Genomic DNA, 12937 nt, shown 5'->3' on the forward strand with positions numbered 1-12937 from the left:
TTAGACAGCAGGTTCAGCGGTTCTCCAGGACCGCCGCGAGCTGAAGGAGCAGCAGCTCAGATCCCGGCATGCCAATGAGCTGGATCCCCATGGGCAGGCCGCCATGGGTGGTGTGCACCGGGATGCTGATGGCCGGGAGTCCGCACACGTTCACCATGGAGGACCAGGGCGCATATTGGCACTGCCGTTTGTAGTCCTCATCAGCGTCCCCGGCCCACTCGCTCGGCCAAGGCTCACCACTGTGGCCGCCACCGGTGAACCACCCGATCGGGCGTGGTGTTTGCGCCAAGGTGGGCATGAGCATGAGGTCCCAGTCCGAGTACTGCGCGATGGTGTCGTGCTCGAACTGCCGCAGGAACTGCAGGGCCTCGTTGACCTTCAACGCGCTCCGCTGCTGCGCACGACGCCGGAAAGTCCGGGTCAGCGGGGTCAGCAACGCCTCACGTTGGGGTGCTATCCGGGCGCTTCCGACGCCGGCGGTCCAGGCGGCCGTAAACGCTTCGGGATAGCGGTTGTCATAGCGGATTTCGGCTTCACCAACGCTGTGGCCCGCCTTTTCCAGCAGTTTGATCCCCAAAGCCAGGGCGTCCATGGCTTCCTGTTCGACCTGGAATGGGTAGATGCCGGCCCACGGGCTATCCAGGGTCACGCCGATTCTCAGGGCTTCGGGCGCCCGCCCAACATTGGCGAGGTATCCGCCGTCGGGCGCTTCATGCCGTGGGACCAGCGCGTCCATCAGCAGCGCCGCATCCGCAGCGGTCCTTGCGAGGGGGCCGGCGACAACGAGCTTGGCAGCATCGCCGGCGCCACCACCGGACGGCACCAAGCCCCTTCCGGGTTTCAGGCCGACCAGCCCGCAGGCGCCGGCCGGAATACGGATGGAGCCGCCGCCGTCGGTCCCTGGCGCGAACGGAATGAGTCCCGCAGCCACCGCGGCAGCGCTGCCGCCGGAGGACCCGCCGGAACTGCGGCCCAAGGCGTGTGGATTGCGCGACGGCGGTGCCACGCGGTTTTCGCTGTAGGCGGTCAGCCCGAATTCCGGGACCTGGGTCTTGCCCAGGGAGATGACACCTTGGGCCTTCAGGCCTGCCGCAAGGGCACCGTCTTCGGGCACCGGTTTGTGTTCCAACGCGGCGCTGCCATGGGTGGTGGGAACACCCGCAACGTCGGTGAGGTCCTTGAACGCGATCGGCATGCCGTGGAGTAGGGGGAGGTCTTCCCGGCGCCCTTCCTTCACCAGCCCGGCGTGCAGGTGGTCTGCTGCTGCGGCGTCAGCCAAGGCCTGGTCAGCTGTGACCGTGAGAAAAGAGCCCAGTTGCTTGTTCCGGGTCTCGATGATCTCAAGGAAATGGGTGGCGGCCTCGCTGGCGGAGAGCTCTCCGGAGGCCAGGGCATCACGGAGCTCAACAGCCGTCATTCGCGATATGTCATGCACGTAAGGATCAGCCAAGGAAACGCGACTCCAACCGTTCCTCCACAGCAACAGCATCCACGCTCTCGCCGGCCCCTGCCGTCACGCGGAAGGCCGCTTTGTTCTTCATCTCGGACACCACCTCCACAAGTTCGGTGCCACGGTAAACCAGCCCTACGCCGTCGTCCGTGCAGTGCGTCTCGCCCAACGTGCCGTTGGCCACGAGCCGGTGGATGGCCGGTGCGCGCCGCAGTTCAGAGTCATAGTGGACTCCGTTGCCGTAGGGGAGGAAGCCGAGTGCGTTGGTGACCGGCTGAAGTTCAGGGCCAAAAGAGTCGGTAACACCGCCCTGGTACCAACAGATGGAGCCGGCGGAGACCCCGGCCAGCACCACGCCGCTTTCCCAGGCCTTTCGCAGGATTTCATCCAGTCCGTGGGCACGCCAGACCGCCAGCAGGTTCACCACTGAACCGCCATGGACCCATACCACGTCCTGCTCCAGCAGATGGGCTTCAGGATCCTCAATATTTGGCATGGTGAAAAGGTTGAGATGGCTGAAATCGAAGCCGGCAATGCGGGCAGCCTGGTCCATTTCGGCGGCCCACCAACGTTGGTCACCCGACGCCGTGCCGAGATGTGTGACGCGGGGCGCCCGGCCCGTGACGCCGGACAACTCCACCGCATAGTGCATCAAGTGGTTGAACTCGATCCTGGTGCGGCCTCCCGGCTTGTAGCCGCCGGATGTCGCCAGAATGGTGGGGTGCCCAGCAGCCATGGGGTACTCCTAACGCGCCAGTGGTGGGGGAGTGCTTGGCTCCCAGTCTTAGCTTCAGCGCGTCGGGAAGCAAGCTCGGTCCACTGGTGAAGTTACGGTGCCGTGTGCCGGGGACTAGGCTGGATCCTGGACTTAATCGATGGGAAAGGACCGCCATGAGCGACTTCGATACCGTGCCTGTGGGCGACATTCCGGCCGACGCCAGCATTCTGGACGTCCGCGAAGACTACGAGTGGGTGGCCGGCCACGCTGAGGGCGCCCGCCACATTCCCTTGGATCAGTTGCCTGCCCGCTTGGACGAGCTTGATCCTGACGACGACCTCTTTGTCATCTGCCGGACCGGTGGCCGTTCCTTCCGTGCGGTCCAGTGGCTGGTGGGCCAGGGCTACTCGGCAGTGAATGTGGCCGGCGGCATGGATATGTGGTTCGAGGCCGGAAAGCCAATGGTTTCGGACAACGGGTTGAAGCCGGTTGTCCTCTAGCCTTCGTATATAACCAGCAAGGAATATTTACAGATGACCGCAGTTACCTATACCTTCCTTGGCCCGGAGGGCACCTTCACCGAAGCGGCCCTCCTGCAGGTTCCCGGGGCTGCCGACGCTCATCGAATTCCTTGCACAAACGTCAACACAGCACTGGAACGGGTCCGCGCCGGTGAAGCTGATGCGGCCATGGTGCCCATCGAGAACTCGGTGGAGGGCGGGGTCACTGCCACCCTGGACGCGATCGCCACAGGCCAGGAGTTGCGGATCATCCGCGAGGCCCTGGTTCCCATCACCTTCGTGCTCGTGGCGAGGCCCGGCGTCGGACTTTCCGACATCAAACGGATCTCCACCCATGGCCACGCGTGGGCGCAGTGCCGCCTCTGGGTGGATGAGCACCTTCCGGACGCCGATTACGTTCCGGGATCGTCGACGGCGGCATCGGCCATGGGCCTGCTGGAGGACGACGCTGCGTATGACGCCGCCATATGTGGTCCGTTGGTTGCTGCAGGACAACCCGGCCTGAACGTCCTGGCTGAGGATATTGGCGACAACCCCGAAGCCGTCACGCGGTTCATCCTGGTGAGCAAGCCCGGCCTACTCCCGGACCGGACCGGCGCGGACAAAACCTCGGTTGTGGTCCCGCTGCCGGAGGACCACCCCGGCGCCCTCATGGAAATCCTGGACCAGTTTGCCTCCCGCGGCGTAAACCTCAGCCGCATCGAATCAAGGCCCACGGGGCAGTACCTGGGCCACTACTTCTTCAGCATCGACGCTGATGGCCATGCCACGGATTCACGCGTGGCGGACGCCCTCGCGGGCCTCCACCGCATCAGCCCGGCAACGCGGTTCCTGGGGTCCTACGCCCGCGCCGACAAGCAGCCGGCAGTGGTGGCTCCGCACACTTCCGACGCCGCTTTCGCCTCCGCACACGCGTGGGTTGAGTCGATCCTGAAGGGTTCCTAGCCACCTGTCCACAAGCGGGGCGTCTGCCCTTTCGCAAGGATGCTTCTGTGCGTATGCTTGCCTGATCCATAAACGATGGATGAATGCCAAGTGAAAGGAGCGGTCATGTCCGTCCACCGGGATGACAAAGATGGCCAGGGCATGATCGTCAATCCGAAGCCCAAAGGCGAAAACCAGGACGACTGGAATGGCGATGAAGCCGATCGTGCAGACCGGCTCCGCTTTGAAGAAGAACAAGCCATGATCAAGGAGCAGGCTGAGGCCCGCGCTGCAGCCAAGGCAGCTACCGAGGAAGCCGAAAGGAACGCCGCCCAGCCGGACGTCGGCACACTCTAGGCAGTCCGGCACACTTTAGGCGGTCCAGGTCAGGCTAGGCAGTCCGGGCTTTCGGCACGCGTACCAGCAGGGACGACGGCTCCACTTGCACGGTGACGGTTGTCGCCTCGCCTGAGGGGTCGCCGTCGAGCTGTGTTGCCATGGGTTCCTGGCTGCGGATGATGACCTTGCCGGAGCGGTAGAAGCTCATCATCGGCAGGTTTGCGTTGTGCTTGAAAAGGACCTTGGTGTACATGGCCAGCCAGCCGAAAGCGCTGCGTGGGCTCATCACCACGATGTCCAGCATTCCGTCATCGATCATGGCCTGCGGAATGAAGTCGATGCCGCCGGGAATCAAGCCGCAGTTGGCGAACAGCACGCTGCGGATTTTCCGTGATTGCTCGGGCTGGTCATCCATGGTGATGGTGACGCGTTTACGCCGGCCAGGCAGGTGGCGGACGCCGGCTTCGGTGTAGGCCAGCCATCCGACGCTCTTCTTGAGATTGTCCTTGGTGTCGCCAACAACCTCGGCATCCAGGCCCATCCCGGCGATGACCAGGAATGTATGTTCCGCGGATTCACCGGTGATGTCGTTGTCCACGCCCATGGTGGCGGTGTCGATGTAGCGCTGGTGGCCGAACAGTGCCACCTGGATGCAATCGGCAAGGTCTGTGACGTCCAGATCCACGTTGCGCGCCAGCAGGTTTCCGGTCCCCAGCGGGATGAGGCCCATGGCTACGTTCTTGTGTGCCAGCGACTCCGCCACAACGCGCACGGTGCCGTCACCGCCGCACGCCAGTACGACGTCGGCCCCGTAAGCCAGCGCTTGGCGCGACTGGCCGTATCCGGGATCTTCCACCGTGGTTTCAAAGAATTTGGGCGCATCCCATCCGGCGAGGTCGCAGGCGTCGATGATGGCCTGGCGGGCGGCTTCGGCGTTGTTTTTCACCGGGTTGAGGATGACGGCCACCCGTTGGTCGCCTGCGCCTGGCTTGTGGGCATCCTCCCGGACCGCGCTCCTGATGTGCCGGGCTTTCAATCGGCGCACACCCCACCAACTGGAGACGGCAAAAGCCACGCCCCCAGCGAGAATCACGTACAGGATCCAGTCGCTCATGGTGCTCCAACACTATCCTCCTGGGCGGGTCCATCCCTGCCGCGCGTCCTGGACCGGCGGCCTTTGCCCGCTGCGGACCGGAAATCCGCGGCGGATTCGATACTCTTGTCTGGTGATCGACGTAAAAGACCTCAGCGAAAATCCGGACAAGTTCCGTGCCAGCCAGCGCGCCCGTGGCGCCGACGAGTCCGTTGTGGACGCGATCATCTCCGCTGACTCCGATCGCCGCGCTGCGCTGATCCGCCACGAGACGCTCCGTGCCGAGCAGAACGCGTTCGGCAAGAAGGTGGCGCAGGCCAAGGGCGAGGAAAAGCAGGCCTTGCTGGCCGAGGTCAAGGAACTGGCCAACTCGGTCAAAGCCGCTGCCGCTGAAGCATCCGCTGCGCAAGCCAAGCAGGAAGAGCTGCTCCGCGTCATCCCCAACCTCGTAGTTGACGGTGTCCCCGAGGGCGGCGAGGACGATTACGTGGTGGTCAAGACCGTTGGTACTCCCCGCGAATTCACGGACTTCGAGCCCAAGGACCACCTGGAAATCGGTGAGCTGATCGGCGCGATCGACATGGAACGCGGTGCCAAGGTTTCGGGCTCACGCTTCTACTTCCTCCGCGGCGTGGGTGCCCGCCTGGAAATGGCGCTCCTGCAGATGGCCATGGAGCAGGCCATCGACGCCGGCTTCGTCCCCATGATCACCCCCACTCTGGTGCGCCCCGAGACCATGCAGGGCACCGGTTTTGATGTCAAGCACGACGCCGAGATCTACCGTCTCGCTGAAGACGACCTTTACCTTGTGGGAACCTCTGAGGTGGCCCTCGCCGGTTACCACGCGGACGAGATCCTGGACCTCTCCGCCGGTCCCATCCGTTACGCGGGCCAGAGCTCCTGCTACCGCCGTGAGGCCGGTTCGCATGGCAAGGACACCCGCGGCATCATCCGTGTGCACCAGTTCAACAAGGTGGAGATGTTCATCTACACCACGGTTGAAGAAGCGGCAGCTGAGCACGAGCGCCTGCTGGCGTGGGAAGAGGAAATGCTGGCCAAGTGCGAGCTTCCCTACCGCGTGATCGACACCGCCGCTGGTGACCTCGGCATGTCCGCGGCCCGCAAGTTCGACTGCGAAGCCTGGGTACCCACCCAAAATGCCTACCGCGAGCTCACCTCGACCTCCAACTGCACCACGTTCCAAGCGCGCCGGCTCAACATCCGCGAACGCGTGGTCAACGACGAAGGTGTTGCCAAGGGAACCCGCGCGGTTGCCACGCTGAACGGCACCCTGGCCACCACCCGCTGGATCGTTGCCATCCTTGAGCACCACCAGAACCCGGACGGCTCCGTCAACGTTCCCAAGGCACTGCAGAAGTACCTTGGCGGGCTTGAGGTTTTGCCGGTTCTCTAGTTCTTGGCGGATCCCGTCCCCGTTCGTTGCGCCCGCCGTTGTATGGCCCGCGCGACGGACAGGGGCGGGATTTTCGTTACCGGGGCGGGAATCCGCGTTAACGCCTAGCCGGCCTTGTGCGCAACCACGATCAGTTCGCCCTGCCCGGAGCCCACGTCTTCGCCGGCCCATCCGCCGTAGACACGCTCAACTGTGAAACCGGCCGTTTCCAGATCCTGCCGCAGCTGGGCTTCGGTGCGGAATGCGAGGACCGAGGTCTCCGTTTCAGGGATGCTCCCGTTGACGGCCCGGTACTCGGTGAGGGTAACGCGCCCTTCCAATTCCGGGGTGCTTTTGGCCCATGCTTCCACTACGGATGAGTCGGGAAGCGTGTGTACGCGACGCGTCCTGGCCGGAGTCCAGTGCTCCCATGCCCGCGCCGCAGGGTCGCGGGAATCGAACACCAACCGGCCCCCGGGTACGAGCGAACGGTGGACGTCGGCAAGCGTGCGGGACCAGTCGCCGTCGTCGTTAATCGCCTGGGCCACGTGCGCGGTCATGATGGCCACGTCAAACGCGGCGCCGCTGGGGATCGCCGCCGATGTGCCATCTATCCACGTCACCTGTCCAGCCCCCGGTTTCATGCGGGCAGTTGCCAGGGAGTCAGGGTTCGGGTCGATGCCAACAACGCGATGGCCGGCGGCTGCCACCGCCAGGGTCATCCGCCCGGTGCCGCAGCCCAGGTCCAGCACCCGGCTGCTTGGCCGCTCATTCACGAAGGCAAGGAAGAAGTCATCGTCCCCGGCCCACTCATTGTTGGCGTCGTAGAGGGCTGACAGCTGGGCACCGGTCATTCGTGGGAACATCCGCCTACCCTAAGCCCCGCGCGAGCCAAGCTGCGTTCATTCGGTAGCGGGCACAAAACCGGGCACAAAAAAGGAAGGGAAATCATCCCTTCCATATTCAATTTATAACGCACACGGGGGCTTGCGGCAAGGCCCCCTGCGTGCCGAACAATTGATCCACGAACCCCATCACCAAAGGAAAAGGGAGTCGTGTGATGCCTGAAACCAGCCCATTGAAAACCAGTGCCTTCGCGTTGCCCCAGCACCTGGCACGCAAGGCCGATCCGACGTTGATCGGCGATGACGAGCAGCAGTTCGAAGCCATCAGGTCCAGCCTGGCGGAACAAATCATGGAGTTGTCCGCCCGCCTCGATGCCGCGCGAAAGCAGCCTGGCGGCCGTGGGCAGGCGGCTTTGGACCGGGACCAGGAGATCCATCGGATCACCGCGCGGCTGCGGGCCCTAAGGCGGTTCGGCCTGGACCTTTGCCTGGGCAGGATGGTGGGCGCGGACAGTTCAGAGGCGGTCTACGTCGGCAGGCTTGGCCTGACTGACAAGGACGGCCGCCGGCTCCTGATCGACTGGCGCTCACCGGCAGCCGAACCCTTCTTCGGAGCGACCCACGCGAATCCCATGGGCTTGGCCAACCGCCGCAGGTACCGCTGGACGCGCGGCAGGATCAGCGACTATTGGGACGAGGTGTTTACTGCCGAGGACTTGGAAAACAACGCGGCCCTTGATGACCAGTCTGCTTTTATCGCCAGCTTGGGCAGCAGCCGCTCGCCGCGGATGCGGGACGTGCTGGGGACCATCCAGGCGGACCAGGACCGGATCATCCGTGCCGGCTCGCGTGGCGCCTTGGTGGTGGACGGCGGTCCCGGTACCGGAAAGACGGTGGTGGCGCTGCACAGGACGGCATACCTCCTCTATTCGGATCCCCGGTTGAGTCACCGCGGCAACCATCGCAGGAGTGATGTCCTGTTCGTCGGCCCGCATCAGCAATATTTGGCCTACGTGGCCGACGTCCTTCCGAGCCTGGGCGAAGAAGGAGTGCAGACGTGCACGCTGCGGGACCTGGTTCCGGAAGGTGCCACGGCCGTCGTCGAAAGCGATCCTGAAGTGGTGCGGCTGAAGTCGTCCGTCGGGATGGTGAAAGCCATTGAGCGTGCTGCGGCGTTTTATGAGGAGCCGCCGGCCGAGGGCATGGAAGTGGAGACGCCCTATGCCGACGTTTGGCTCAGCAGCGAGGACTGGGCAGAGGCCTTCGACGCCGCAGAAGCCGGCACCCCGCACAACGAAGCCCGCGAGGACGTGTGGGATGCACTGCTCGCGATCCTCGTGGACAAGCTGGCGGAGTATGACGTTCCGGACAGCATTCTTCGCCGCGCGCTAACCGGCAACGGGGAACTGCGAACAGCATTCGCCAAGGCCTGGCCACTCCTTGACTACCCGGCGTTGGTGGCGGACCTGTGGCGGGTACCGGCTTACCTGGCGTTGTGTGCACCCTGGCTGCAACCCGCTGAAATGGCAGCGCTGAAGCGTCACGGCGCGGAAGAATGGACGACGGCGGATCTGCCGCTTTTGGACGCAGCCCGCCAACGCCTCGGCGACCCTGAAGCTTCACGGCGAAAGCGGCAGCAGGCAGCAGCTCTCGCCTCTGAAAAGGAGCTGATGGATCGGGTGGTGGATGACCTCATCGCTGCTGATGATTCCGAGAACCTTGAGATGTACATGCTGCGCGGCGATGACATGCGCGAAAAGTTGGTGGACATGGACGCTTTCGAGTCCGTCGATCCGGACGTCCTGGCCGGGCCGTTTGCGCACATCGTGGTGGACGAGGCACAGGAGTTGACGGACGCTGAGTGGCAGATGCTCCTGCTTCGCTGCCCGTCACGGAGTTTCACGGTGGTGGGCGACCGCGCCCAGGCCAGGCACGGGTTCACGGAAACCTGGGAGCAACGGCTGGAGCGGGTGGGCCTGGGCGCGGTGACGGTGGCCGGCCTCAGCATCAACTACCGCACTCCCCAGGAAGTTATGGTTGAAGCTGAACCGGTCATCAGGGCCGCCCTCCCGGACGCCAACGTGCCAAGGTCGGTCCGCAGTACCGGCGTTCCAGTGCTCCATGCAGGAACCGGAGAGCTCAGCACCATCCTGGATGACTGGCTTGAACAAAACCCTGAAGGCATCGCTTGCGTTATCAGCCGGCCGGGAGTCATGGCCGCGGGCGGACGGGACCGCGTCAGTTGGCTCAGCCCTGAGTTGTCCAAGGGCCTGGAATTCGACCTCGTGGTCCTCATTGATCCGGAGGATTTCGGTGCCGGTGCAGGAACCGGTGCCGGTGCCGGAACCGCTGCCACCTCAGGAACCGCTGCCACCTCAGGAACCGCTGCCACCTCAGGAACCGGGGGCATCGAAGGCGCCGTCGACCGCTACGTCGCCATGACCCGGGCCACCCGGCAACTCGTGATCCTTCGGAGCGGCCGGGAACAGAGCGACTGACCCGACTGACCCGACTGACCTGACTGTCCTGACTGTCCCGACTGTTCACGGTGCGTTAATCCACCGCTGTGGCGCCGGTCCTAGTTCAGTGTCGGAGGTGTCTGCTCTACTGTAAGTATGACTATTTTGACTGATACTCCAGTTGCTGGCATCGATGACCAGCCAAATAACAACAACAACCTCATGATCGCCTTGGACGTTGACGGCACCCTGGTGGACCACGACGGCCACATGTCCCCGGCTGTCCGCTCCGCAGCGCAGGCCGTGGTTGCCGCCGGGCACGACGTCATGATTGCCACGGGCCGCTCACTCAATGCAACCCTGCCCATCATCCAGCAGATCGGCCTCGAGCGCGGCTACGCGGTGTGCTGCAACGGCGGTGTGACCCTTCACCTGGATCCTTCTTTGGACAAGGGTTACGAGATCATCCACAAAGCAACCTTCGATCCCGCTCCGGCCCTGAAGGCGCTGCGCGAACGGCTTCCCAATGCCAAGTACGCGCTGGAGGACGAGGACGGGAACTTCCTCTCCACGGAGCGTTTCCAGGATGCCAGCTTTGGCGTGGAGTCCATCGGCGTGGATTTCCAGACCATGTTGGATGCCACCGCGGTCCGCGTGGTGGTCTTCAGCAGCGAGAACACCTCTGATGAATTCAACGAGGCCATCAAGCACATCGGGCTGTCAGGCGTGACGTACTCCGTAGGCTGGACGGCTTGGCTGGACATTGCCGCCGAGGGTGTCACCAAGGCCAGTGCCCTTGAGGCGTTGCGTGGGAAGCTCGGCACGGACCAGGCCAACACGGTTGCAGTGGGCGATGGCCGCAACGACATCGAGATGCTCACGTGGGCCGGTCGCGGCGTCGCCATGGGCCAGGCTCCCGATGAGGTCATCGCCGTTGCGGACGAGGTCACCGCGTCAGTGCTCGACGACGGCGCCGCGCAGGTTTTGCGCAGCCTGCTGTAACTGCAGCGGGCTCAGTCCCAGCCGGCCTGCCTAGACTGGGGCTGTGTTCTACCAAGAGTGCCCGGCGCCGCCCGGACTGCAGCCATTCGTCTCCGGATTGTGGTTTGTCCGCGCCCAGCCGCAGGCGCGGTACGAGAAGATTCTTCCCGGCCCCGAAGCGCACCTGATCCTGAACCTGTCAGATCCATACCGGCTCATCAGCCCGCCGGACGGTTCGGGCGGTCAGAAGAGCAGCAAGGGAACGGAAGTTTCCACAGGCTTCTATGCAGGCCTTCAGCGCAGCTTCCTAATCAGCGAAAACCCTGACCAACTCTTCAACATTGGTGCCCGGTTGACTCCCTACGGCCTTGCGGCCTTCACCGGTTTGCCGCCGTCCGATTTTCAGAACCGGGTGGTGAATGCCGAAAGCCTCCTTCCGGGATTTTCTGAGCTCCGCCCGCACCTCGTCGCGGCAGAACCTGAGCAGGCGTTCACGGCCTTGGCAACGTTCCTGAAAAAGCAGCTCAGACAGGGTTACCAAGCGGATTCCCGGACTGCGCAAGCAGTAGAGATCCTTGCGCAGGAAGATGTGGAAATCAGTGTGCTGGCCGCTGGTCTGGGAATAAGCACGTCCACGCTGGAACGGATCATGATGCGGGACTGTGGAATCACCGCCAAGGCGTACTCGGACGTGTGCCGGTTCAATAGGTTGGTGAACCAGGCGGCATCGCTACCCGCAGGTTCGGTGCCGGGCGTGGAGCTCCTGCATTTGGCTGACTACTACGACCAGCCGCACCTTATCCGGGCCTTCAGGCGTTTCAGCGGATTCACACCCACGGAGTATCTACAGGTGGTGCAGAGCTACGGCGCGGCATACGCCACCTTTGTCCCGATGGAGGACGTCATCGGATAGCCTGCGGGTTTTTTACAAGACCGCCGCTGTGATCAGGCGTACCCTCCAGTCAGGAAGACGTTGGAGAGGAAAGCGATGGACGTTCAGATCAACTGGCTCGCGGTGCTGCTCGCCGCTGTGGCGACATTCGTGGTCGGCGGGCTCTGGTACTCCCTGCTGTTCGCCAAGCCGTGGCAAAAAGCAGCAGGGGTGAGCGATGAGCAGTTGAAGTCAGGAACGGCCCGCGTCTTTGCGGGATCTTTCCTCCTTGCCGTGGTGATGGCCGTTTTCCTGGCAGCCTTCATTGGCCGTGGCGGTTTGGCGTTCGGGACTTTCGCCGGTCTGGCCGCGGGTCTGGGCTGGGTGGCGACGGCGCTGGGCATGAATTACCTGTTCGAAAGACGAAGCCTGACGCTTTTCGCCATCAACGGCAGCTACAACGTGGTGACTTTCACGGCAATGGGCGCCATTGTCGGTGCAATGCAGGGCTAGTGCCGGTCACGGCGCCATCACTTAAACACGGTCTGGATTTGCCCTCCGCCGGCCGACTCAACAATGGCCTGGGCAACCACCCGCAGCTTGACGTTCCGGTTGCTTGAGGCTTTTTTGATGAGTTCGATTGCCTCCTCCTGGGTGCAGCGGTTTTGGGCGATGATGATGCCGGTGGCAATGTCGATCACGGTCCGCGATTCCATGGCCGCCCGCAGGTTGGCGGCAGTTTGGCTGTGCTGTGCGATCAGGACCGCCAGGCGCATGCCCTTGGATGCCTGTTCCACGTAGTCGTTGGCGCGTTGCACAGCGGCCTGGTCAAAGGCGTTGGGGTGCTCGGAATAGAGGTTTAGTCCAGCCCTGGCGGCCTCGTCGCTGAGGGGGAACGGTACGGCCAGCACGGACCGGATGCCGTTCTCGGTGACCAGCTTGTTGTACTCCGGCCAGGTGTTGTCCTTCTCGAAGTCAGGGATGTGAACCTGGGTAATTTCACGGCAGGCGCGCAGGCAGGGCCCGTCGTTGAAGTTGTACTGCAATTCATCGAGCATTCGGGCGCGCTCGCCGCTGCTGGCCACGGTGCCTGCGGAGCGATGCCGCATCAAGGTGATGCCGCAGTAAACCTCGTTGCCAGGGGAGCTGAACATGGCCGCTGAGTGCCTTGCCAGTTCCTCCAGGAACGCTTCCACATCAGGCGTGTCGAGCAGCAGGTCCTGGATATCGGCCACGACCGTAGAAGGCTCTGCAAGCTGGGGGTCTTCCATGAGGAACTCCGATCCCTGATTCCGGCTACCTTTCGAGACTAACCCCGGGAACCCGTTGAAAGCTAATAGTAA

At 63.5% G+C, this 12937-nt stretch carries 13 protein-coding genes; 8 read left to right on the plus strand and 5 right to left on the minus strand.

The window, feature by feature from the left end; genetic code table 11:
- Positions 1 to 13: 13 nt before the first annotated feature.
- Positions 14 to 1417: an amidase gene (locus LDN85_RS00560; RefSeq protein ID WP_223944317.1), complete on the minus strand. Its 1404-nt coding sequence runs from the start codon at positions 1415 to 1417 to the stop codon at positions 14 to 16.
- Between the two features lie 25 nt (positions 1418 to 1442).
- On the minus strand, positions 1443 to 2186 hold the full coding sequence (locus LDN85_RS00565) for a peptidase E (RefSeq protein WP_223944318.1): 744 nt from the start codon (positions 2184 to 2186) through the stop codon (positions 1443 to 1445).
- A gap of 155 nt (positions 2187 to 2341) precedes the next feature.
- On the opposite strand from LDN85_RS00565, the gene LDN85_RS00570 reads away from it, so the two are divergent.
- The 3 genes from LDN85_RS00570 (at position 2342) to LDN85_RS00580 (ending at position 3970) form a co-directional block, all read left to right on the plus strand.
- Positions 2342 to 2668 (plus strand): rhodanese-like domain-containing protein, encoded by a 327-nt coding sequence (locus LDN85_RS00570; protein ID WP_026540906.1) that lies wholly within the window; start codon positions 2342 to 2344, stop codon positions 2666 to 2668.
- Between the two features lie 33 nt (positions 2669 to 2701).
- Positions 2702 to 3634 carry a prephenate dehydratase gene (pheA, locus tag LDN85_RS00575; RefSeq protein WP_026547183.1) on the plus strand — a complete coding sequence of 311 codons (933 nt, stop codon included), beginning with the start codon at positions 2702 to 2704 and terminating at the stop codon, positions 3632 to 3634.
- Between the two features lie 105 nt (positions 3635 to 3739).
- The gene (locus tag LDN85_RS00580; RefSeq protein ID WP_026540904.1) at positions 3740 to 3970 is read left to right on the plus strand and encodes a hypothetical protein; all 231 of its coding nucleotides are present in this window, start codon (positions 3740 to 3742) and stop codon (positions 3968 to 3970) included.
- Positions 3971 to 4004: 34 nt separating this feature from the next.
- Here the strand turns inward: LDN85_RS00580 and LDN85_RS00585 are convergent, their stop codons facing one another.
- Positions 4005 to 5066, minus strand: coding sequence for a diacylglycerol kinase family protein (locus LDN85_RS00585; RefSeq protein ID WP_026540903.1), 1062 nt, complete (start codon positions 5064 to 5066; stop codon positions 4005 to 4007).
- Between the two features lie 112 nt (positions 5067 to 5178).
- On the opposite strand from LDN85_RS00585, the gene serS reads away from it, so the two are divergent.
- The gene (gene serS / locus LDN85_RS00590) at positions 5179 to 6459 is read left to right on the plus strand and encodes a serine--tRNA ligase (protein WP_026540902.1); all 1281 of its coding nucleotides are present in this window, start codon (positions 5179 to 5181) and stop codon (positions 6457 to 6459) included.
- A 104-nt stretch (positions 6460 to 6563) separates the two neighbouring features.
- Here the strand turns inward: serS and LDN85_RS00595 are convergent, their stop codons facing one another.
- Positions 6564 to 7304, minus strand: a complete 741-nt coding sequence (locus tag LDN85_RS00595) for a class I SAM-dependent methyltransferase (protein ID WP_223944319.1) — start codon at positions 7302 to 7304, stop codon at positions 6564 to 6566.
- A gap of 194 nt (positions 7305 to 7498) precedes the next feature.
- On the opposite strand from LDN85_RS00595, the gene helR reads away from it, so the two are divergent.
- The 4 genes from helR (at position 7499) to LDN85_RS00615 (ending at position 12107) form a co-directional block, all read left to right on the plus strand.
- Positions 7499 to 9781, plus strand: coding sequence for an RNA polymerase recycling motor ATPase HelR (gene helR, locus LDN85_RS00600; protein ID WP_223944320.1), 2283 nt, complete (start codon positions 7499 to 7501; stop codon positions 9779 to 9781).
- A 117-nt stretch (positions 9782 to 9898) separates the two neighbouring features.
- Positions 9899 to 10744, plus strand: a complete 846-nt coding sequence (locus LDN85_RS00605) for a Cof-type HAD-IIB family hydrolase (RefSeq protein WP_026540899.1) — start codon at positions 9899 to 9901, stop codon at positions 10742 to 10744.
- Positions 10745 to 10787: 43 nt separating this feature from the next.
- Positions 10788 to 11636 (plus strand): helix-turn-helix domain-containing protein, encoded by an 849-nt coding sequence (locus tag LDN85_RS00610; protein WP_223944321.1) that lies wholly within the window; start codon positions 10788 to 10790, stop codon positions 11634 to 11636.
- Between the two features lie 75 nt (positions 11637 to 11711).
- Positions 11712 to 12107, plus strand: coding sequence for a DUF1761 domain-containing protein (locus LDN85_RS00615; protein ID WP_223944322.1), 396 nt, complete (start codon positions 11712 to 11714; stop codon positions 12105 to 12107).
- A gap of 17 nt (positions 12108 to 12124) precedes the next feature.
- Here LDN85_RS00615 and LDN85_RS00620 read toward each other — a convergent pair whose 3' ends face one another.
- Positions 12125 to 12865, minus strand: a complete 741-nt coding sequence (locus LDN85_RS00620; protein ID WP_223944323.1) for an ANTAR domain-containing protein — start codon at positions 12863 to 12865, stop codon at positions 12125 to 12127.
- Positions 12866 to 12937: the final 72 nt, after the last annotated feature.

The sequence above is a fragment of the Arthrobacter sp. StoSoilB20 genome (assembly GCF_019977295.1).
GTDB lineage: Bacteria > Actinomycetota > Actinomycetes > Actinomycetales > Micrococcaceae > Arthrobacter > Arthrobacter nicotinovorans_A.